We start from the raw sequence: 21869 nt of genomic DNA, 5'->3' as shown, positions 1-21869 counted from the left end.
CACAGCCGCCGACCCGCTACCCGACGACCTCCAACACGCGCTCGACGCCATCAACACGGCCAGCCAGCCTACGCACTAATCTGGCAAAACTCGGGGCGCAACTGCACGGCTATCCTCGTGGGACGCGACCACGCACGGCATCGCAAGCTCACGCGCGATCACAGCGGCGTGACTGAGCACGCCGCCATGTCGACGATCAGGGCCTTGCGGATGAACATGATCGACAACCAACGCGGGTTGGCTGTGTCTGCTCTCGAACGCTCCGAAGCCGTCGGGGAGGCGGTCGCCCTCGGTTAGCGGCGTCACGCGGTTGCAGCGGTAGCGCGCGCCGTCCTGCTACTACCTCTTGGTCGGATCCGGTTGCTGGCGCCCCTCAGAGCTCTCGCCGTATCGCGTGAGACCGGTGATCGCTCGCAATGCTGCTCCCCGTTCAGCTCTCGGTAGGGGCCGAAGGTGATGCGACGATCCCGCCGCCTCTTGCCGTGGTAGGCGCAGTCGTGAATCGAGCTGGGAAGCTGGTTCGCTGCTTGTTCGCCTCCTGGTGTTTGTCGAACCAGACCTGGTACGTGGCGTGGGCAAGCCGGCTCTAGTTCATCCTGCAGCGATGCCAGCTGGACACGAATATATTTTCATTGCTGAAAGCATGATCACCATTGAAAGCACGCTTCAGAGTGCGCTAGGATGCCTAACCATGAGCGGCGGAAGCAATGGCGCAGGGTGTGCCCAACACGCTGATGGTGTGATCACCGGAGGGAGTCACAGCGGCCCAACTGCTGACTGCTACTTCGCCCGGGCGGATCTCGAGGTGGCAGTGCGCGCAACAGCTCCGACGTCCGGCGGCATCACGTCGACGAACGCGACCGTCGAAGAGGCGCCGTGCCACTGTTTCAGCGAGGGTGCGGTCCGGCTGACCGGCATCTTCGAACTGTCTGGTACCGCCACGGGCCTGGAACTGGCCGGCTGCGGCCTCCATCACGTGCGGATTGAACCCGCTCACGTGCAACTGGCACCGGAGGGGAGTTCGGTCGCCGCGTGGCAGGATGCCAATCGGTCGGCTGAGGAACGTAAGCCCTTTTCACCGAGACGCGCGCGCGTGGCTGGACCTTGCCAACGCGCTCGATCCGGCATTCAGTGCGGCTGTCGCGTACATGCGATCGCAACCCACGCGGCGGGGGAACCGCGAGTTGGTGGAGCGTGTCCTGGCGACAGGACGTTACGTGGATCCCCTGTGGCGACTCCGTCATGTGCTGACGATCTCGCACACGGTGTCGCTGAAGGACATATTCGAAACCGGGTTGCCGAAGCGCGCCTTGGTATCGATGGCCGACTTCTCGCAGATGCGCCTCGACGTAGCGGCGTGGACGGCGATCTACATCGACGTCGTACAGCGCATAGCGAACGCGATGCCAATCGATGGATCCGGGGCCTCTCGGCCGCGCTGTACGAGTGTTCTGGCGGAGAGCTGATGCGGCGTCGTAGTGCTGTGAAGCGGGTCAGTGAACCCCTCAGCGAGAGAGGGTAGTGATGCACAAAGAAATTCGGGTTCTGCAAGCTGTGCGCCTTAAGGGCCGCCCGCAGGCAGGGGACATCGCGCGGAGCACCGACATCCCCGCAGAGTCCCTTGATGCCTTGCTGAGCCGGCTGGTCGAAGACGGGCTTCTCTCCGAAGCGCGTGGGCGGTACAAGGTGACACCAGAGGGTAAGGAACGTCTCCACGAGCTGCTCGAGGCCGAGCGCGCGAGCATCGACACAGACGCGTTGTTGTCCGCCTACCGCGACTTCGAGCCGTTCAACTCGCAGTTCAAGCAGCTGATGACGGACTGGCAGCAGATCGACGAGAACACGCCCAACGATCACAGTGACGCCGACTACGACGCCCGAGTTGTGCAACGGCTAGGAGAGCTGCACGACGACTTCCTGCCGTTGGTGGAAAGAATCGTGTCCGTCGTGCCCAGGCTCGCGGCCTATCGCGATCGTTTCTCATCAGCACTGGCTGCCGCCGTCGACGGCGATCACTCCTGGCTGGCCCATCCGCTCAAGGACAGCTACCACACAGTGTGGTTCGAGTTCCACGAGGAACTGATCGGTTTGGCGGGCCTATCGCGGCAGGCCGAAGCAGCAGCGGGGAGGGCTGAATGACAGGCATCGCACACGCCAACGTCCTGGTGCTGGATGGCAGTACCGGCCAGCCTCGCGAGACCCTCGGTGGCAAGGCCTGGAGCATCGAACAGATGCGCGCTCTGGACGTTCCCGTCCCACCTGCGTTCGTGCTCACCACCCAAGTGTGTCAGGAGTACTACGACGGCGGGCAGGAGCTGCCTGTTCACGTATGGTCCGCGGTACCGGAAGCGATGTCGCATCTCGAGCACGTCACCGGACGGACGTTCGGTACCGGGGACCATCCTCTTCTCGTGTCGGTACGCTCGGGCGCCGCGACCAGCATGCCCGGGATGATGGACACCGTGCTCAACCTCGGGATGACTGACGGGGTTTCGCAGGCACTGGCGGCGCAAAGCGGCGATCCGGCCTACGCCGACGACACGCGAGAGCGGTTTCGCGAGCAGTTCGAACAGGTGGTTGGCGTGGCTGCTCCCGATGACCCCTGGGAGCAGCTTCGTTTGGCGATCATCGCGGTGCTCGACTCGTGGAACTCGCGCCGGGCGGTGTCCTATAGACGCGACCGTGGTATCTCCGACGACGGCGGTACCGCTGTAACGGTCCAGGCTATGGTGTTCGGCAATCTCGACAACCGCTCGGGTACCGGTGTCTTGTTCACCCGGAACCCCCTGTCCGGGTCGGCCGAGCCGTACGGGGAGTGGTTGCCACGCGGCCAGGGCGAAGACATCGTCTCCGGACGGTCCGATGCCCTTCCACTTGACGATCTCGCGTCGGTTATGCCTGGCGCGTACACGGACTTGATGACAGCTGCGACCAAGCTGGAGCAACACAGTCGGGACGTTCAGGACATCGAGTTCACCGTGGAGAGCGGCACGTTGTGGCTGTTGCAGACGCGCAGTGCGAAACGCTCGCCAGAGGCCATTGTGCGGCACGCCGTGCAGCTCCAGCGGCAGGGACTGATCAGCGTGAGTGAAGCATTGGATCGTATTGCGCCGGAGCACCTCGAGACGCTCCTGGCACCGCACATCGATCCTGCTGCTCTCGACACGGCGACGACCGTAGCGACGGGTAAACCGGCATGCCCGGGCATCGCGACCGGCACCGTGGTCGTTGATGCCGACGAGGCTCAGGACCGGGCGGAGGCAGGGGAGAATGTCGTTCTCGCCCGCCCGTCGACCCATCCGGATGACGTCGCAGCTATGTCGATGTGTCAGGCGGTGCTCACCGAACTAGGCGGCTCCACCTCGCACGCCGCCGTCGCCTGTCGCGAGATGGGCATCCCCTGCATTGTGGGATGCGGTGAAGGAACCGTCACCGGAACGGCCGGACAGGAACTCACCGTGGATGCCGCGGAAGGAACGGTCTATAAGGGGCGACCTACGATTGTCGCCGGCTCGGAGGGAGAGGACCCCGATATCGTCCAGATCTCGACGTGGCTCCAGGAAGAACTTGGCGGTGATGCCGCCGGTTCGTTGGCCGAGCTGCTTCGAATCCGCTCGGGACAGTAATGGATGGTCGAATATCGATAAAACCAGAAGTGTCTAGACGATCAGGTTGGTGGTTTATGTAGTAGGATTGACGATTGTCGAAGAATACTTGGATAAGTTGTCACAGTTACTACAGTCGCCATGGGACGGACTTGACAATAGGTTTGTAACAGTGCTCTTGCTGGGTACTTTGTTCTTCGGGCAGGGCGATCGAAACAACTGCTTGTCCATAAACAGTACATCGATACCCGAAATGATCAACAGTACACGTCAAATCGCAAGCTGTAGTATGACGCAATCTTGAACGTAAGGCGTTGTATTTGCTTATGAGCTCGATAAGGTGCGGCAATGACTAATCGTGCCCGTATACCGCAGGAAGCCGACGTCGTGATCGTTGGTGCGGGCCATAATGGCCTGACTGCGGGGTGTTATCTCGCCCGGGAGGGTCTCAAGGTCGTTGTGCTCGAGGCCTCTCCCACCATCGGAGGCATGACGTGCACGAATCCCATTATGGATTCGGTACCGGAACACGATTTCAACGAAGGTGCGATTCAACTGACTGGGGTCTTCCGGCTCTCACGGATCGTCGAGGAGCTGCAGCTGGCGCAGTACGGGCTCAAGCAAATACCGGTCGACCCGGCTCACGTGCAGCTTGCGCCGGACGGAAGCTCGTTCGCCGTGTGGGAGGACGCCAATCGGTCGGCCGACGAGCTCCGGTACTTCTCCTCCAGGGATGCTCGTCGGTGGCTCGAGCTCGCCAATTCCTTGCGGTCCGCAATGAAGGTCGTAGTCCCTTACATGAACTCGCAGCCCACCCGACCGTTGAACCGCGAGATGTTGAAGGGACTCGTCGGAGCGGCGCGCAACCCGGGTCCGCTCTGGGGGTTGCGCCGGATGCTCTACGCATCGCACACCGAATTCCTCGAAGAGACCTTCGAGACCGAGTTACCAAAGGGCGCACTGGCCGCGATGGCAGCGTTCTCCCAGATGCGGCTGGATATGACCGCGTGGGCGATGATCTACCTCGGGCTCGTGCAGCAGGTATCGAACGCCATGCCGATCGGCGGGACCGGGGCCCTTCCCGCTGCGCTGCACCGGTGTCTCAATGCGCACAGCGGCGAGGTGCATACCTCCGCGCGGGTGGACGAGATCCTGGTCGACGGCAACCGCGCCAGCGGCGTGCGTCTCGAATCCGGTGAGGTGATCCGCGCTCGCCGGGCAGTGCTGACCGGTTGCAATCCGACGGTCACGTTGGGAGAGCTGCTACCGGAGGGCACCCTCTCGGAGGAGCTGCAATGGCGGGTCAAGGACATCCCCATCCGGAAGACACACGCGACCTCGCTGAAGATCAATGTGGCACTCAAAGGCCACGTCAGCATGGCCAAGCACGAGAAATGGCGGGGCGACGGCCTCGACCTGCGCAAGTATCTGACCGCCTGGCACACCCTTGCCGAACAAGACGCTGGTTGGAACTCGCTCGTGCGGGGTGAGTGGCCCGACCCCGTGCCGGTCAGCTGCGCGATCATCCCGTCGGCGGTCGACCCCACGCAGGCACCCGAAGGCTGTGACACCTTCTGGATGTGGTCCGGTGTCGTCCCGGTAACCCCCCAAGACTCCTGGGACGAAGCACGGGAACGAATCGGCGACAGCGTGCTGAAGGACTGCGCCCAGTACTACCAGGGCTTGGATGAACTCGAGATCGATCGGACCGTTCTCGGCGGTCCTGACCTGGAAAAGCGCTTCAACGCGCCAGCGGGAAACGTGTTCCACGTCGATCCCCTGATCACGCGATTCGGGCCGATGCGTCCGGCGGAAGGCCTCGGCCGCTACCGAATGCCGGTCGACGGGCTGTATCTCAGCGGTGCCGGGACGCACCCGACCGGGGGCGTGTGCGGCCTGCCCGGCAAGCTGGCCGCGCAAGCACTGTTGCGGGACCAGAATCCAACCCGGCTCACGCGGGCGGTGCGCGCGGTGCGGTCGGGAGCGCAGCCGAACAACCGATAGTTGGTATGGACAGTCAAATGAGTTTTTCAGTACGGACCATCGGGGTGAATAGCGCATGTTGACTACGGTACTGAGTACGATTCCACAACCACCGGTGGACGAGCCTATACCGAAACTTCCGGAAAACATCTTTACCGCTTTCCTGTTTCTTCCCCTCGGTGCGGCCATAGCCGTCGCCCTCCGTCGCATCCTCAAGGGCAAGGGGCCGATCTTGCTCTACTGCCTGATCGGCGGGGTGTTCGCAGCATCGTTCGAGCCGATCGTGGACGTGCTCGGGCTGGTGTATCTCAAGGAGATCAATGCGTTCAGCACATTCACGATCCTGGACCGGACGATGCCACTGTATATCGTCATGGTGTACCCGTGGTATGTGGGCGGGCTCGGTTACGTGGCCTACAAGATGTACTCCCGTGGTGTCACGATGCGTGATCTCTTCATCTTGTGGGCGATAGATGCCGTGATCAACGTCTGTCTGGAGACTCCAGGCATCCTGATGGGCGTGTACCTTTACTACGGGCAGCAGCCGTTGAATATCTGGGGGCTTCCACTGTGGTGGCCCATCGTCAACCCGCTGATGCCGATGATCGCCGGTGCCGTGATCTACAAACTCCGGCCTTTCCTGAACACCAATTGGAAGCTGCTCGCGGTCATTCCCGTTGTGCCCATGGCCGACGGGGCTGCCAACGGGGCCGCGGCGTGGCCGATATGGGCGGCCTTGAACCAGGATGACGTGTCCTATGTCTGGACGCACCTGGCGGCGGCGGCGACCTTGGGCCTCGCGCTGTTCACCGTGTGGATCATCGGCCTGGCTGTCGCCAAGAAACCCGAGGAAATCGGCAATGAGTCGTTGATGCGCCGCATGGGGTCAATCGGTCTGATGTCGTCGCCGGACACTCCTGTGGCCACCGGACCCGGTGGAGCTACCAAGATTGGAGCGTGACAGTGCCCATTCAGACTCGCCCTCCGCCCATCCAGACTCGTCCTCCGAGTACGGAGCGGTTGCTGCCGCCGCCCGGTGCCAAAACGAGCAGCGGGTTCCGCCTACCATTCACACCTACTAGTCGGGATTCCCGGTACCGGAATTGCAGATCGGCGGTTGCCCGTACCTTCGGTACCAACCGGCCTTCCCACTGTGAGGACCGGATCTTCCGTGACATCGAGAATCTCGAACACGCTGACATCGCGTTCCTGGCGCGGATCTTTGCCACGTCCGTCCCCACGACTCGAAGAACCCTTACAGGAGCCGACGACGCACATTGGTAGTACCCGGAGGACCGCACATGTCAACGTACCCAAGCGAGATCAAGAACGATCAATTCCAGACTACCGACAGTGGTGTGCACGAGTGAGCTAGCTTGACTCTTGCCAACACGGACGACACGGATTTAATATGGATTATACGTTAAACGCAGATGCTTGTCAGGTTGCTGGTACGGCGTCGGTAGCTGCCGAGTACTCGCAAACCTCGCATATTGATGTAGCGGGATCCTGTAGCCCCATGCTGCTCGAAAAGCGAGACGGACTCGCTTATGAGTAGGCCTGCGAGGGAGGGACCCTTACGGCGTCTGTGCAGGACACGGGCTGTCCCTATCACCATGTACGGGGTATCCGCAGCACCGGCAAGACGAAGTGGAGCTGCACGTTGGACCTACGCCTAATGCCGCGGCATCCACAGTATGTAAGCACCGGGCTGCCAGGAGTGATTGCCATATGAGCGATGGTGGAAGCCTTGGCGAGTTGAGGACGACGAGCGACACAGCGGCGCAGGTGGAGCAATCCTTCTCGCGTCCGCTGCGTCGGGTACCGCAATCCCAGTGGGCTCGCCACGTTCCCGATGCGATCTTCGGGCCAATTGCACAAGCGGGTGAGATTTGCCAACTCGGGGGGAAGATCGTGTATATGGTACTCCGTCGTCCGACGGGGTATTGGCGGCAAGTCGTCGACGAGATGTACCGCGTGGTTCGGCAGTCGTGGTTTCCTCTGGTGATGTCGGTTGTTGCGGCCGCGGTGTTGATTACGACGCTGGCCGTCACGTTTCTCGACATCGTCGGCGGAGCCGATCGATTCGGTCAGTTCTTTCTGGCGTTGAACGTGATCGAGATTATGCCGTGGCTCAACAGCATGGTGGTGGCGGGCATAGTGGGGGCAGCGGTCACGGCAGATCTGGGGGCACGCAAGATACGTGAAGAACTCGATGCCATGCGCGTGCTGGGACTGGATCCCATTCGTCACCTCGTTCTGGCACGAGTTGTCACGGCCGTGATGATGACGGTGTTACTGAACTTCGTTGCCGTGTTTATCTCGAATATCAGCAGTGCGTACATTCTTCAAGCGCTGACAGGCATCGCGCCCGGCTTGTACTTTGCGACGCTGTACGACAACCTCACTGTCATTCACGTAGCCGCGGGCGTCGCGCAAGCGGCGCTGTTCGGCTTTATTATTGGAGTGATCTGTGCATATAAAGGGCTGACCGTGCAGGGAGGTCCGGAAGGCGTGGGACGAGCTGTGAACCAAGCAATTGTCATTTCATTTGCCGCGGTATGGGTGACGAGCACGGTGTACACAGTCACGTTAATGGGCTTCTTCCCTGAGATGCATGTTCTTCGATGAAACCGGTAGGTATGTAGAGTGGCTACCACGCAGAATCGTACCAGAGCTGGCGTAACCACCCGCGAGGCGCAACGTAGCGTCGCTCAAGGACTGGAATCCATCGGTCGTATTGCGCACTTTACCGGGGAAACCGTGCGCTCGCTGGGTAAAGTGCGGCTGTACAGCACGGAGGCCATACGGCAGGTGGGTGTTCTCATCAGTTCGTCGGCGCTTTTTATGTGGGCGCTCATGGCGGTTTTCGGCGTGGCATGGGGCACGCAAGGCAGCTATCTCACGGAACAATTCGGCGCGCCCGGATATGCGGCAATCTTTCCGGCCTACGGTGGCCCAAGGGCGTTTGGGCCCCTGATGTGGGGTTGGATTCTGGCCGCGAAGGTCGGCTGCGGACTGGTAGCTCAGATCGGCTCGATGCGAATCTCGGAAGAAATCGATGCACTCAAGGTTACAGGTGTTCGCCCGATACCGTACCTGGTCGGAACTCGGCTGGTGGCAGCGTGGGTGGCTGTTCCTTTCCTCTATATAACGGGTACGGCACTGGTGTATCTGAGTTCGTACGTCATGATGGTTCATGTGCTCGGGACCGTTTCACACGGTGGTTTTCTGAGTGTGTTGTGGGCGTGGCAGAGTCCGGCGGATCTAATATATTCGGTAATCTGGGGACTCGGGCTCGGGACCAGTACGGTGTTGGTCGGTTGCTATTACGGCTACAACGCGCAGGGTGGCCCAGCGGGAGTGGGATTGGCAACGGCGAAATCCATGGTTATGAACCTGGTTATGGTCAGCGTGCTGGCGATGTTTTTCCACCTGCTTTTCTGGGGTCAAGGATTCGCGAACATTCCGGCGGCGAACTGAGAGTAGAACAATGAGTCGAGCACCATTGAAAGGAGCGACCATGCGGGCTTCTTCTACTGAGAGTGGCCGCCGTGCGGGCACGTTGGTATCAGCGAGCGACGACGAGTCCCAGAATGGCGACCCGATCGTAATCAGGGGTGTGCACAAGAGGTTTGGCGATGTCGAGGTCCTACGTGATTTGAATGTGTCGTTCAAAAATAACGCGATTACCACGATTTTAGGGCCCTCCGGCACCGGAAAAAGTGTGTTGTTGAAGCACATACTCGGTTTGCTTGAGCCCGATATCGGGACGGTCGAGGTATCCGGTGTCGATATTTGGTCGCTGACGGAGGATGAGGTTTACGAGCTCAGGAAAAGGTTCGGGGTGCTGTTCCAGGACGGTGCCCTGTTCGGCTCCATGAGTGTCTTCGACAATGTCGCACATCCGCTTCGAATGCACACGGAGTACAGCGAGGAAAAGATTACGGAGCTGGTGTGGGAGCGGCTCGGAGAGGTGGGTCTGCAGGAAGCCGCGGATAAGGAGCCTGGGGCGATCTCCGGAGGTATGCGGAAGCGCGCGGGGTTTGCGCGGGCGCTGATCATGAATCCTGATTTGGTGATGTTCGACGAGCCGGATTCGGGCCTGGATCCGGTGCGTACCAGCCTTCTCAACAGATTGATCCTACAAATGCACAAGCAATACGGGGGGACGTACGTGCTGGTGACGCACGACATTGAGACCGCGCGGAAGGTGAGTGACTATGTAGGAATGTTGTGGAAGGGACAACTGGTGTATTACGGTTCGCTGCAGGGTGCTCTTGAATCGGAAGATCCGTTCGTTCGGCAGTTTATTTCCGGAGAAGAGGATGGCCCGTTAGGAATGGATTGATGAAATACCGTGTGGGTATGAGTGGGATCGCCGTGTTGGCGGCGGTGTCGCTGGTGGCTGGCGGAGCGTATGTGGGCCTTGGCGACGACGGGTATGAGTTGGAGTTCACCCTCGAGTCCGCGATCGGGGTCGAGGAGGGAGCGAAGGCTCAGATCGACGGGATAGAGGTGGGGTCGGTGAGTTCGATCGAGCATGACGACGGCAGCGCGTTGCTGTCGGTGGCGATCGATGACGAGCACGCGCCGCTTCATGCCGGAACAACAGCGATGGTCGAGTGGCGCTCAGTGCTCGGCGAGCGCTTTGTCACGCTGAAGCGAGGCCCGGACGAGAACGAGCAGCTGGATAGCGGAAGTCGGATCGAGGCGGGGGGCGAGAACGTCCGGGTGGAAGATCTTCTGGAGACTCTGGACGCACCTACGCGGCGGAGCTTGAGTGAGTTCCTTCAGCAGCTGCAGACGCCGGTGGAAGGTGAGGACGACAACCTTCAGGGGATGATTCAGTCGCTCGGTCCTGCGGTCCAGCAGTTGGGCGGCGTCCTGGAGGCGATTGGGCAGGACGGCCCGGCGATTCGGACACTCGTGACACGCATGCGAGAGGTCACGGATACGCTGGCGACGCGCCAGAGTCGACTGGACAGCACGATTGGCGGACTGGGGGATGTCACAGCGAAGGCGGCGCAGGAACAAGAGCAGCTGACGGCAGCGCTTGACGAACTGCCTGGCACGCTGGAAGATGCAGAGAACACATTGGATAGTGTCCCGACCACAGTCGATGATGTGACCCCCCTTTTGCAGGACCTGCGGCCCGTGGCTGCGCGGTTGCCTGGTATAGCGGATGATCTCGCCCCGATGTTGGCCGATGCGCGATCCACAGTTGCTGAGCTGGGCCCCACGTTGCAGGCCGCGGATGGGCTGCTTGGCGAAACCCCCGAGCTGTTGGACCGTAGTCACTCTGTGGTGCCGGACGCCGGACGTCTAGTGCAGAAGGTCCAGCCGGCGGTGAGTTTTTTGCGACCGTACACGCCGGGACTCGCGGGCTGGGTTACGAACTGGGCGTCGGCCTTCTCGGCTTACGACGGCGCCGGTCATTACGCCAGGGCTGAACTGATTGGAGGGCCGAGCGCCGTCGATAACAATCCGGGAGTCGTACCTCCGGGATTGACCCAGGAGAAGCAGCCCGACCCGGGATATGCAGGCGACGAGCCGTGGACGGACGCGCACGGAAGCGGGGTGCGCTAGCGATGCCATTGAAGAGCATGGTGGGCGTGTCGGCCCTGGCGGTAGCGGTCTTGGGCGTCGGAGGCATTGCCGCGTCCAGTGGAGCCGATGGCGACAACACGGTGGTGGCCATGTTTGAGGACGCGAACCCCCTCGCGGCAGGTAACTCGGTCAAGATCGATGGCGCCAAGGTGGGTGAGGTGCGTTCGCTGGAGTTGGAACAGGGACAGGCCCGGGTTGAGATGGAGTTGGATGACTCGGTCCTGCCGCTGCATGAGGACGCGGCAGCCGAGATTCGGCCGGTGAGCTTACTCGGCGAGCGCTACATCGCACTTGATCCTGGCTCGGACGATGCCGACTACATGGAAGGGGAATCCCTTATTTCCGGTGAGCGAACCGGAAGCGCGACGGATCTCGATCAGGTACTCGACACCCTGGACGATCCGACTTCTGCGGGGCTGAGCGCGCTCCTTACGACGCTGGGTGAGGGTGTCGCCGGGCAAGGTGAGAACGTCGATGAGCTGATCAGTACGCTGACGCCGTCGCTGGAGGAGATTGATTCGGTTGCTACCACGCTTGACGGGCAGACAGCGACGCTGAAACGTCTCGTGGAACGAGTTGGCCCGGTGGCCGATGCGATTGCGGGGCAGGAGGGCACGGAACTCGACCGGCTGTTGGAGGCTACGGACCAGTCGCTGTCGACGGTGGCGAGCAACCGAGAGGCGCTCGAACAAACGATCCACCAGCTGCCGGACACGATGGTCAGGGCGAGAGAGGAACTGGCTCAGCTGGAGGGTGTGTCGGACGGTGCCACCGACATCCTGCGATCCGTCCGTCCGGTGACGGAGGACCTCGACAGCATAAGCCAGGAACTGGAGGTCTTCGCGGACGCCTCGGGCCCTGCGCTCAACGAAATAACCCCGGTGTTGGAAAAGGCGAACGCGCTGCTCGATCAGGCGGGACCCGCTGTGGAAGCGCTACAGCCCGGGACACGAGACCTGGCGACGGTGTCCTCCTCAGCTCGTCCCATCGCCGAGGAAGCGATCAGCCACCTGTCGGAGCTGATGGATTTCGTCGGAGGGTGGTCAAAGGCCACCAGCAGCCGCGACGGACTCTCACACTACTTCCGGGGTCTGGCGGTGATGACGCCTGATTCGCTGCTGACTACCGGCAAAGGCGTTGCTCCGTCCGAGGTCGGTGACACGGTTCCGAAATCACCGATCGAAGACCCGCCGAACTTGGGCGTTCCTCCCCTGGGCGAAGAGACACTCGACAACGGCGATACGGACAGTAACGACGCCAGCCCGGAGAACGGGGCAACGGGGCTGAATGAGTCGCAGGAAGAGGCGCTGCTTGATCAGCTTCTCGGAAACGGCAAAGGGGAGAGCTGAGCATGAGTAGGGCGGTTACCAAGCGCCGGGCGCGGTCGTTTCTCGTCGGTGTCGGCCTCATCGGAGTGATCGCGGGTGCGACGTTCATTATGCTGAATGCACACAAGGGGCCCCCGGGTGCCGAGCGCACGGTCGTTGAGGCTGCGTTCTCCGACATCGGCATTCTCGGTACGAATGCGGATGTTCGGAAAAACAGCCGACGGATCGGCCGGGTAGCCGATATCAGAAGGAACGACGGCCACGTCGTGGTGACGATGGAGCTGGAGGGCGACAGGCAGGTATACGCGGACGCTCGCGCGGCGATCTGGGACAAGAATGCGTTGGGGGAGAAGTTTGTGGAGTTGTCTACCGGGAATGAGTCCTCGGGGCCCCTCGGCGATACGGTGATACCTGTCGAGCACACCGAACCGGCCACGGATATCCAGGCCATATTCGATGTGTTCGACAAGCCGACCAGGGATGCGCTGCAAACGACGCTGCGGGAGCTGGGAGGTGCTGCTGCAGGGCACGGTCGTCAGCTACAAACGGTTATCAAGGTCGGACCGGATGTGGTCCGGGACGCGGGAACGGTTGGGAGCGCACTGGGAGCGCCCGAGGCGCGGCTGGACGCGTTCGTTGCGCACGCTGACCGGCTCCTTAGTCGCTTCGAGCATCGACAGCAGCATATCTCCGACCTGCTCGACGAGGCTGGTGCGACGTTACACGCCGTGAACGTGGACGGTGCGGAGCCGCTCGCGCAGAGCATCAACAAAGCTCCGCAGACGTTGACGGAAGTCAACGCTGCCCTGGATGCGCTCCACCAACCGCTCGCGGACACGCGGTCTACGGTCGACAACCTCCAGGAGGGTGCGGAGGCCCTGGGCGTGGCGACCCCGGATCTGCGGGGCGTGCTGCGGGAGGCGATCGAACCGATCGACAAGCTCCCCGGGGTCGCTGAGGACGCCGAGCCGGCTGTCGGATCGCTGACCACCACGACGGCCGACCTACGTCCCCTCATCCCGCGGGTGAACGAGGCTCTCGATCATGCCGAGCAGCCCCTCGGCGTGCTGGCGCCCTACACCGGTGACCTCGGGGCGTGGATCCGGGCCGGATCGACGTTGACCGCGGACGGTGTCGGTGACAATCACTGGCTGCGGCTGGGAATCGTGGCTCCGAGCGCATCGTCGGTCGCAGGCATCGTCGATGCGCCGACGAATCCGTATCCAGCGCCCGGAGAGGCGCCGGAGGACCGTGCGCCCGGCGGCTCACTGGTCCCGGGAGAGTGAGGGATAGCAGTGAAGCGACTCGGACTGTTGACGCGACGGCCGGCTCTGCTCGGTCTCGTGGTGCTCGTCGTAGGCGCCTTGGCGCTGACGGCCGTGTGGCACAAACCGACGATCGTTGCGACGCTCAAGTCTGGTGAGACCATCACCGCGAGTTTCCCGCGCAACTATAAGCTGATCGAGCACCAGGACCCGGTGAAGATAGGCGGGGCCCCGGTTGGCGTCGTCACCGGTGTCGACATGGACACTGACCACATCGATATCGAGATGAAACTTGACTCGGGAACGAGAGAAAAACTCGGAAAAAAGCCCTCGGCCGAGATCAGGCCCACCACGGTGCTGGGTGGCAATTATTACGTGGACATGATCCCGAGCGGCGACGGCGTGGAGTTCACCGGAGAGGCTATCCCCCTCAAACGCACATCCACACCGGTGGAACTCGATAGTATAACCCGTGCCCTGCCCCGGTCGGTTCGGGAAAGCCTGCAAAACACAACACAACTACTTGCCGAGACAATGCAATCGGGGACGGCCGACGCGCTGGTCGGCTTGGCCGAAACCGCGCCGGAAACTCTCGAACCCGGTACCGAGGCGTTGCGTGGGCTGCGCGGCACGCGCCCGTCGACAGATTTGCCGCAGATCGTCGGCCGGTTCGATGACCTGGCAGCGGCCCTGACCGAGAACGATGGGCAACTGGAAGCGATCGTGGACGACCTGGAGGTCACCACGAGAGCATTAGGCGACACGAGTGATGCGCTTGCCCGAACACTGCACGATCTACCCCAAACCCTGCAGAAGACTCGATCGGGCCTGGGAAAGCTCGATGGCTCATTGAGCCGGGTGCGCAATGTCGCCGACGAAATGCGCCCGACCGTGCAACGAGCCAACCCTCTGTTGCGGCGACTCGAACCGGTCCTGGGCGACGCGCGAGCCCTGATGGCGGACCTGCGTCCCCTGTCGCAGGAGGCGCGACCCGTAGTTGAAGAGCTGACCCCGACCGTGCAAACGGCGGCCAGTGTCCTACGCGATGTTGATGGCGCTCCGCTTGATCGGCTGACAGGCCCGGTACGCGAGTGGCTGATGAACCCCTGGCAGGGCTCCGGTCCGTACGACGGCAATGGCGGCGACGCGAAGGTCTATGAGGAACTTGGGTACCTGATCGAAAACGCGGCGAAAGCATCCCAAGTGTTCGATCAGAACGGAGCAACCATCGGATTCGCCCTCGGTGCAGGGTCGGACTCTCCCGTCGGCACACCCATGGGACTCGACGAGCTGCTCGAGAACCTCAGCGAACTAGGAGGCCCGCGGTGAACGCCCTGAAACGTCCTTCACCTCGACGGTACTGGCAGCGCTTGAGAACCACTCCGGGGCTGCTGCGTAACGTCATGGCGATGACTGCAGCGATCGTGCTCGGTTTGGTAACCGGTGGGTACTTGCTCGTCAACGCAGGCGGCTGGAATCCGTTGAGTTCCGAATCCGAAGTTCAAGCGGAGTTCGAGGAGCTTCCGGCCGTAAGTCCGGGAACTCAGCAGGAAGTGCGCATGGCCGGAGTGAAGGTCGGCAAGATCGTGGACGCGGAGCCAACCAAGCAAGGCCACGGCAGGCTGACCATGACAGTCGATGACGAGCACACCGTCTATGACAACGCCCAACTCGTCCTGCGACCAAAAAACCCGCTCAACGAGATGTACGTCGAGATGGACCCGGGTGGCCCTCCAGGAAAGCCGCTGGGTGAGGGCGAGGTGATCCCGGTTGAGCAAACGCAACGACCGGTTCAGGCGGACGAGGTTCTCAAGCATCTGGATACCCGCACTCAGAACGCGATCACGCAACTCATCGGGGAGTCCGACGCCGCCTTGGCGAACGCACCGGAAGAAGCACCGCGAGCGTTGCGCAAGCTCGAGGAATCCATGGACCGCTTTCAACCGATCGTCCAGGCCCTCGGTGAGCGCAATAAGGTGATCGAGGAACTGATGACCGATCTCGCGGACATCTCCGCCGCAGCGGCAGGTGACGATCAACGACTCGTCAGCCTCATTGATTCCGTCCAACAGGTACTGGCCGGTCTCAGCGACAACGAGGACGAGCTGCGGGGTGCGCTCGAGGAGTTGCCTGGAACGACGGAGCAATTGCGGAACTCCATGAAGAGTGTGTCCGGTCTGACGGAAGAGCTTGACCCGGCGCTCAAGAATATCGATGCAGCGACGCATGAGCTGCCCGACACCGTGGAATCCGTGGACAGCCTCGTCGGCGCACTGAGCGGGACCATCGAGACGGCGGACCCGGTTGTCGAGAAGGCACGTCCGCTCGTAGACGACCTGCAGCCCGTGGTCGGGAATGTGCACGACTCGCTCGACGACCTCAGCCCTGTGACCCAGGAGATGGATTACGTTACCGCTGCACTGGTGCCGTTCCTCGACGACCTCGGCGCATTCGTCTACAACACACACTCCCTATTCACGCTGTCGGACGACCACGGCGGGCTCGGACGTGGTCACCTGACGGTGAACACCCAAAGCGTGCTTGGCAACGAACGAGCTGGAGATGACGAATGAAACCCAAAGGCGGTGGCGGGTTCACAGTAAGGGCTATGGTCGTAGCCGCCTTTGCGGCCGCGACCGTTGGATTCATCGGCTACCTCTGGATGCAGTCCGGCGGCAATATCCCCGGCATCACAACACCGGACTATCGCCTGACAGCGGAAGTGCCGCACGCCCAGAACCTCGTTCCGCACAGCGACGTGATGATCGCGGGCATACGGGCGGGCACGGTGGAAACAATTGAGCAGCGAGGCGATAGCGTCGCACTCAAACTCCACCTCGACTCGGATGCAGCGCCAGTACGGGAGGGAGCGCAGGTCCAGGTCAGTCAGAAGACCCTCGTCGGCCAGTCCTACGTGAAGTTGATCGATGGCGACGGGGAGAAGCTGCCCAGCGGTTCGAAGCTGCCTGAATCCGCCGCGTTGGAAAGCGTCGACCTCCGCACAGTGTTGCAAAGCCTGGATGAACCGACCCTCGATGCCCTGAGCAAATCGATTCAGACCCTGGGAGGGGCCACCGAGGACACCCAAGAATCCCTGACGGCCCTCTTCGAGGGTCTCGGGTCCATTGGTCGTACTGGGCACACTGCTACGCAAGCCCTGGCAGCACAGTCCGGGGACCTTGAGCAACTCTTAGCCCAGTCAACCGAGCTGCTGGACACGTTTGACACTCGCCAGGGCCAGATTGCGCGGGTGGTGGAGGACGCCCAGCAATTGACCCAGGCCACTGCGGGCCAGAACGAGGCCCTTGAACAGTCGATCCGCTCGCTTCCCGGCGTGCTGGACAGTGCGAAGACCGCGAGCGAGAAGGTCGCAGAACTCTCCGGGGACCTGGCGCCCGTGGCCGAGGATCTCAAAAAGGCGGCACCCGGTCTGGACGCTGCCCTCCAGGAGCTGCCCGCCGTGTCGCGGGACGTACGAACATTGTTGCCGACGTTGGACAACGTGCTGGACCGCTCGCCCGCAACGCTTCGGAAGATCCCGCGATTCAGCGACGATGTCGACCCGGTGGTACCGGTTATTCAGGATGTGTTGCGTGATGTCAATCCGATGCTGGAGTACCTCCGGCCGTACGGTCCCGATGTCGCCGCGTTCTTCGCGAACTGGCATGCGGCTATGGATTATCAGGACGAGGACGGGAACACCTACCTGCGGCTCAAGCCCACCGTCGACGATCAGACGGTAAAGCCCAATCCCACTGCCAACCTGGCACCGACGTTGCGGGAGAACAATCCGTACCCGGCGGGTGGTTCGATGGACGACCCCCAGCCATTCACCGGGGACTTCCCCAGGGTTGAGCGAGATGAAGAATGAAGCGACAGCTCCAATGGATTGTGACAACGCCCGGAAGGTGGCTGCGGTCGTCAGGATCGTCGCACCTGGGCAATACATCCGGCGAACCGCGGCAGCTGACACGGAAGTTGGTGGATGCTCGATCAGAAGGGGAGGTCCGGTTGAAATGAACTGTGCTGTCGCCAATCATGATCCCTGTAGTTACGATCACCCGTTGCGTTTCGATTTGGACCGCGACCCCCGACGAGGTCCCAGCTTTCTCGTGGAGGGAGCATCGCTGTATTGGTGCGCCGGTGCCTCAAATGGATGCGAGGATCGCCTTTGAAAAACTTTTGAGTAGGTATCCGAACATCGAACCATGTGGCGATGCGGTTTTCCGGCCAAGTCTCGTAGCAGCAGTTGTAGAGTCTCTCCCTGTTGTTTTCCGCAGCTGAAATGGGACACCGTCGGTGGCTGTGGCGTTGTTGATAACGGCGCTGGATACAATCTCCGAGCGTGGACGTTTGCCGATGCGAACCGCTTGGAGTCCTCGGTATTCATGTCGTCTTGCGATGTTCATCAGTTACGGAGCCGGTTGCGGTACCAGCGGGCTTGGCTCAGTGCAAGGGAAGTGAGGCGCCGTAGGGTATGCATCACCGGCGTGGTCCTGCCTCGAGGAGACCGGGGAACTGCGTAGTGAGTCGGCAATGCACCGGATGAGCTCAGTCGGATTGAATCATTGGCGGACACTCCCCGGCCGGCCCGGTGTAGCAACCAAGATTGGAGCGTGACAGTGTCAATCCAGACTCGACCTTCGAGCACGGATTTGTTGCTCCCGCGTCCCGGTGTCAACGAGCAGTGGGATCCGCATACAATTCACACGTACTACTTCGGATTCTCGATTCCAGAAGCGAGGATCGGCGCCTTTCTCTACCTCCGGTGCCAGCCGGCTTTCCCGCTCTCTCAGGGGGGCGTGTGTATCTTTCGTGACACCGACAACGTCGAGCACACTGACATCGCCTTCCTGGACTACGAAATCACGATGCCGTGGCCCTCGGTGGAGGCGAACAGGATTACCACCGACAACGGTCTGACCATCGATTTCGTAGAGCCGGGTCGCGCTGCGCGGCTGACATACTCGAGCGGGGATGGGGCGGCCGCCCTCGACATCATTGCGGAGGCGGTGACACCCCTGTTTGCTCGAGGGCACGTGATGCCCGGTGAGGAGGACCACCACGGCGGTGACCGGACGCCCGGTGGGAGCGAGCAGTTCATGCATGTAACGGGCGAGCTGTGGCTGGATGGCGAGCGGCATGCGGTCGACTGCTACGCACCGCGGGATCGCTCGTGGAATCAGGTCCGCGTCGAGCGGCGGGGAGCGGTGGAGGTCCCACCGGTGGGATGGTCGCCGATGTACTTCGGCAACGACTTGATCTTCAACCAGATCAGCTTCGAGCCTGGCGACACCGGCCCGGCCTGGATGGGACTCTACGATGTCGGTGACCGCCCATCACACCATTTCGCGTGGATCCAGCTCGGCGACGAAGTCCGGTCAATCCGTAGGGTGCGGCGCAACGTGCTCGAGTATCACCCGGATATCTACCTGCCGATGCGTCAAGAGGTAGAGGCGGAGGACGAGCGCGGCGAGTTCTATCGCTTCCGTGGGGAGGCTATCGCATGCGCCTCGCTGCCCGCTTGGCCCAATGCGTCGTTCCACGACAGTGTCTACCGCTGGGAGGACTCCCAGGGCCGCGTCACGCACGCGACGTACCAAGAGATCTGGTTCGACAAGTATCAGAAGGCGATGAAGCGGGGGCGTGTTGCGACCGCACGATTCGCGCAGATCTGACCACCACTCAGAGGAGATCCGTGATGACGAATCCATTGCATGACGTCGGGAGTCCGGAAACCGCGTGGACGACGGTTAATACCCGCGAGAACTTTCCCGGGGTGGCGACGCCGCTAGGATGGACGTTCTGGCGTGACCCGCTCGAGCGCGGGATGAAGCAGGCGTTCTGTGAGTTGGGAGTCCTCCCGTCACGTGAAGTCACCGTTCGGGACTCCATCGACGAGCGGTTCTCGGCAGCGGTCTACGGACGGTTCGCCGCCAACATCGACTGCCTGCGACGTGCCGCCGACTTGATGCCGGGAACGTCAGGCGACGCACTGGAGGAGCAGCTGCTCGGCTCGGTTCGACCTGACGTCAGAGGTAGTCAGTCGAAACGACGCTACCCGATTGTCGCGTGCAAGATGCCGTGGAACGTCGTCCGGCTCCCGAAACGGATCCATCGCCTGCGTGCAGAGACGGACCAGTGGTGGCGAACGGTCACGGCGCCCGGAGGCATACCGGATGCGGCCACCGCGCGCAGTGTGATGATCGATGCTGCGAGACGCTTTGAGCGCGTCATGTGTCCGCACTCGATCGTCACTCTGCTTGGCACCGGAATCTTCGACGAGATCAGCAAGATTGCCGATTCTAGTGGCAATCCTGGCATCGCCACGTCGCTCATCACCGGGTTCGGAGACGTCGAAGAAGCGAAGTCCGCGAACGAGCTGTGGGAGGTCTCTCGGGGCGTGCTGTCGCTCGAGGACTTCCTCGAGCGACACGGCTATCATGCACCGGTCGAGGCGGAGATTTCGTCGCGCTCGTGGCGCGAGGACCCCACCCCGGTGAGGCGGCTGGCCGAGACCTACGACGGCCTGGCGGACTCCTCATCTCCAACGGCTCGGGCGTCGCGCCAAGTACAGGAGCGTGAGGAGGCGGAGCGGCGTGTCTTCGCGGGGTTGGGCGCTCTTGGCCGGCTACGAGCCTCGCTCGTGCTCAAGATCGCCAAACGCTATATTCCGTTGCGCGAGGTCGGCAAGGCCGCATTCGTGCAGACTATCGACGGTGCGCGGGCCGCCGCGCGGGTGATCGGTGCTGACCTGGAGGCACGGGGGATGGTGAGCTCCGCCGACGACGTGTACTACCTCACCGTCGACGAGGTCATCCGTGAACTTCCCAATGACGTCGAGGCTGTGGTGCAGCAACGTCGCGCGATCTATGACGAGTACCGCCAGTTGACACTTCCCGACCAATGGGTCGGTTCACCGACACCGGTAAGCAACCGAGCGGCAGAGGAACCGGACTCCGAAGTCAGCGGTATGCCGGTGAGCCCGGGCGTTGTTGAAGGAAAGGCCCGCGTAATACACGACGCGGATGCTACCGAGTTGGAAGACGGCGAGGTACTCGTGTGTGCTACGACCGACCCGAGTTGGGCATCGCTCTTTCTGGTCGCCTCCGCTGTGGTCATCGACATCGGTGGACCGTTGAGCCACGGGGCGATCGTCGCCCGGGAGATGGGTATCCCTTGCGTCATCAACACCGGGAACGGCACGAGGGTCATTAAGACCGGAGACAAGCTCCGGGTGAATGGCTCAGATGGCGCGATCGAACTCCTCGAGCATACGGATGCCGCATCGGCTCCGTGACCCAGCGACCCTTTGGCGCCTACTTGTGGTGGGCCGCCTCGGGTGGTGTAGTGGCTGCGTTCGGCACGCGATTGGTGCGAACGTTGCCAGCATGACCAGTCAGGGGCACGATGGCAGGGTGGCGAGATGGGCGGACTCGGAGTTGTAGAACGTGGCGAATGTCCAGCTCTCGGCCAGGGTGCCGTGGAAGCGTTCGATGCTCCCGTGTTCGTCCAGCCGCATCGTGAATGCGTGTCAGCTGCGGCTCGTCTGCGGTTGGCTTCGGTAGCTTGGCGTCGATCTCCCGGGCGGATGTCGAGCGCGCTGGTGGCCGCTCGGTCCCCGCTGCGGCTGCGACGCCGGCCGGTGGTTCGATCGCTGCTCGCGGGCTGTGGTGCGACACCGCAGGGTGTGGCGAAGGCTGTCTCGTTGCGGATGCGATCGGCGCTGTCGCCTGTGGTGACAGGGATCTGGCCGTGATCTCGGTATTGAGTGCCCGCCACCGGCGGGCCGGGTCACGCAGGGAGGTCTTGAGTGTTGCCCGCAGCAGGCCGTCGGGGTCACTGGTCGGGCCGCGTAGCTCATCGGTTTCGGGCCGCAGTCCGAGGCGCGTGTTGACCAGGGTGCGCTTGGTGAGCAGCGCTAGTTTGTCGCGCAGCGGGAATGGCGCCCCGATGATGACCTGACTTTTGCCACGTTCGGCGGGTCTTGACGAGTGCGACCTGTTGACCTGCTGGTTTGTTTCGGTTGCTGGGCTGATTTGCGCACTAAATGGGGTCGTAGAGTGGCCGGGTGGCGT

At 62.0% G+C, this 21869-nt stretch carries 19 protein-coding genes; 17 read left to right on the top strand and 2 right to left on the bottom strand.

Translation table 11 applies throughout. The features are described 5' to 3' along the window. Positions 1–75 precede the first annotated feature (75 nt). Positions 76–162, bottom strand: coding sequence for a hypothetical protein (locus CHB84_RS24110; RefSeq protein WP_425432325.1), 87 nt, complete (start codon positions 160–162; stop codon positions 76–78). A gap of 6 nt (positions 163–168) precedes the next feature. Between CHB84_RS24110 and CHB84_RS23845 the strand changes: the two genes are divergently transcribed. From CHB84_RS23845 to CHB84_RS20730, 17 genes are all read left to right on the top strand, one after another. Further along, positions 169–297, top strand: coding sequence for a hypothetical protein (locus tag CHB84_RS23845; RefSeq protein ID WP_281251788.1), 129 nt, complete (start codon positions 169–171; stop codon positions 295–297). Positions 298–1217: 920 nt separating this feature from the next. Then, positions 1218–1466, top strand: coding sequence for a hypothetical protein (locus CHB84_RS20805; RefSeq protein WP_141134761.1), 249 nt, complete (start codon positions 1218–1220; stop codon positions 1464–1466). A gap of 58 nt (positions 1467–1524) precedes the next feature. Beyond that, the gene (locus CHB84_RS20800; protein WP_089303356.1) at positions 1525–2139 is read left to right on the top strand and encodes a hypothetical protein; all 615 of its coding nucleotides are present in this window, start codon (positions 1525–1527) and stop codon (positions 2137–2139) included. Beyond that, complete coding sequence (locus CHB84_RS20795) at positions 2136–3626, top strand: pyruvate, phosphate dikinase (RefSeq protein WP_089303355.1); 1491 nt, start codon at positions 2136–2138, stop codon at positions 3624–3626. The genes CHB84_RS20800 and CHB84_RS20795 overlap by 4 nt, the downstream gene beginning before the upstream one ends. A gap of 327 nt (positions 3627–3953) precedes the next feature. After that, entirely contained in the window at positions 3954–5609 is a 1656-nt protein-coding gene (locus CHB84_RS20790; RefSeq protein WP_089303354.1) for a phytoene desaturase family protein, read from the top strand. 94 nt (positions 5610–5703) lie between these two features. Beyond that, a complete protein-coding gene (locus CHB84_RS20785) occupies positions 5704–6549 on the top strand; it encodes a hypothetical protein (protein ID WP_089303353.1) in 846 nt (281 codons plus the stop codon). 770 nt (positions 6550–7319) lie between these two features. Continuing rightward, positions 7320–8219, top strand: a complete 900-nt coding sequence (locus tag CHB84_RS20780) for an MlaE family ABC transporter permease (RefSeq protein ID WP_089303352.1) — start codon at positions 7320–7322, stop codon at positions 8217–8219. Between the two features lie 18 nt (positions 8220–8237). Next, positions 8238–9071 carry an MlaE family ABC transporter permease gene (locus tag CHB84_RS20775; protein ID WP_245818873.1) on the top strand — a complete coding sequence of 278 codons (834 nt, stop codon included), beginning with the start codon at positions 8238–8240 and terminating at the stop codon, positions 9069–9071. Positions 9072–9111: 40 nt separating this feature from the next. Beyond that, on the top strand, positions 9112–9939 hold the full coding sequence (locus tag CHB84_RS20770) for an ABC transporter ATP-binding protein (protein WP_089303351.1): 828 nt from the start codon (positions 9112–9114) through the stop codon (positions 9937–9939). A 17-nt stretch (positions 9940–9956) separates the two neighbouring features. Further along, entirely contained in the window at positions 9957–11177 is a 1221-nt protein-coding gene (locus CHB84_RS20765) for an MlaD family protein (protein WP_176440065.1), read from the top strand. Positions 11178–11179: 2 nt separating this feature from the next. Further along, positions 11180–12547: an MlaD family protein gene (locus tag CHB84_RS20760; RefSeq protein WP_141134760.1), complete on the top strand. Its 1368-nt coding sequence runs from the start codon at positions 11180–11182 to the stop codon at positions 12545–12547. Between the two features lie 2 nt (positions 12548–12549). Beyond that, positions 12550–13812, top strand: coding sequence for an MlaD family protein (locus tag CHB84_RS20755; RefSeq protein WP_089303348.1), 1263 nt, complete (start codon positions 12550–12552; stop codon positions 13810–13812). A 9-nt stretch (positions 13813–13821) separates the two neighbouring features. Continuing rightward, positions 13822–15120 carry an MlaD family protein gene (locus tag CHB84_RS20750; RefSeq protein ID WP_176440064.1) on the top strand — a complete coding sequence of 433 codons (1299 nt, stop codon included), beginning with the start codon at positions 13822–13824 and terminating at the stop codon, positions 15118–15120. A gap of 80 nt (positions 15121–15200) precedes the next feature. Further along, positions 15201–16364 (top strand): MlaD family protein, encoded by a 1164-nt coding sequence (locus CHB84_RS20745; protein ID WP_176440063.1) that lies wholly within the window; start codon positions 15201–15203, stop codon positions 16362–16364. Positions 16365–16399: 35 nt separating this feature from the next. Beyond that, complete coding sequence (locus CHB84_RS20740) at positions 16400–17662, top strand: MlaD family protein (RefSeq protein ID WP_176440062.1); 1263 nt, start codon at positions 16400–16402, stop codon at positions 17660–17662. Between the two features lie 745 nt (positions 17663–18407). Beyond that, a complete protein-coding gene (locus CHB84_RS20735) occupies positions 18408–19469 on the top strand; it encodes a DUF7064 domain-containing protein (RefSeq protein ID WP_217898674.1) in 1062 nt (353 codons plus the stop codon). 524 nt (positions 19470–19993) lie between these two features. After that, positions 19994–21091: a PEP-utilizing enzyme gene (locus tag CHB84_RS20730; protein WP_245818874.1), complete on the top strand. Its 1098-nt coding sequence runs from the start codon at positions 19994–19996 to the stop codon at positions 21089–21091. 99 nt (positions 21092–21190) lie between these two features. Here the strand turns inward: CHB84_RS20730 and CHB84_RS23840 are convergent, their stop codons facing one another. After that, positions 21191–21313 carry a hypothetical protein gene (locus CHB84_RS23840; RefSeq protein WP_281251787.1) on the bottom strand — a complete coding sequence of 41 codons (123 nt, stop codon included), beginning with the start codon at positions 21311–21313 and terminating at the stop codon, positions 21191–21193. Positions 21314–21869 lie beyond the last annotated feature (556 nt).

This window comes from Haloechinothrix alba (assembly GCF_900188115.1).
In the GTDB taxonomy this organism is placed as follows: Bacteria; Actinomycetota; Actinomycetes; order Mycobacteriales; family Pseudonocardiaceae; genus Haloechinothrix; species Haloechinothrix alba.
The sequence above is the reverse complement of the archived record's forward strand: the minus strand, read 5'-3'. Positions and strand labels throughout refer to the sequence as shown.

Bases quoted from the DNA above. Each gene is read 5' to 3' on its own strand.
- CHB84_RS20800 (WP_089303356.1), top strand. From the start codon at position 1,525: ATGCACAAAGAAATTCGGGTTCTGCAAGCTGTGCGCCTTAAGGGCCGC.
- CHB84_RS20795 (WP_089303355.1), top strand. From the start codon at position 2,136: ATGACAGGCATCGCACACGCCAACGTCCTGGTGCTGGATGGCAGTACC.
- CHB84_RS20790 (WP_089303354.1), top strand. From the start codon at position 3,954: ATGACTAATCGTGCCCGTATACCGCAGGAAGCCGACGTCGTGATCGTT.
- CHB84_RS20780 (WP_089303352.1), top strand. From the start codon at position 7,320: ATGAGCGATGGTGGAAGCCTTGGCGAGTTGAGGACGACGAGCGACACA.
- CHB84_RS20770 (WP_089303351.1), top strand. From the start codon at position 9,112: ATGCGGGCTTCTTCTACTGAGAGTGGCCGCCGTGCGGGCACGTTGGTA.
- CHB84_RS20765 (WP_176440065.1), top strand. From the start codon at position 9,957: ATGAGTGGGATCGCCGTGTTGGCGGCGGTGTCGCTGGTGGCTGGCGGA.
- CHB84_RS20760 (WP_141134760.1), top strand. From the start codon at position 11,180: ATGCCATTGAAGAGCATGGTGGGCGTGTCGGCCCTGGCGGTAGCGGTC.
- CHB84_RS20755 (WP_089303348.1), top strand. From the start codon at position 12,550: ATGAGTAGGGCGGTTACCAAGCGCCGGGCGCGGTCGTTTCTCGTCGGT.
- CHB84_RS20745 (WP_176440063.1), top strand. From the start codon at position 15,201: ATGACTGCAGCGATCGTGCTCGGTTTGGTAACCGGTGGGTACTTGCTC.
- CHB84_RS20740 (WP_176440062.1), top strand. From the start codon at position 16,400: ATGGTCGTAGCCGCCTTTGCGGCCGCGACCGTTGGATTCATCGGCTAC.
- CHB84_RS20730 (WP_245818874.1), top strand. From the start codon at position 19,994: ATGATCGATGCTGCGAGACGCTTTGAGCGCGTCATGTGTCCGCACTCG.
- CHB84_RS23840 (WP_281251787.1), bottom strand. From the start codon at position 21,313: ATGCGGCTGGACGAACACGGGAGCATCGAACGCTTCCACGGCACCCTG.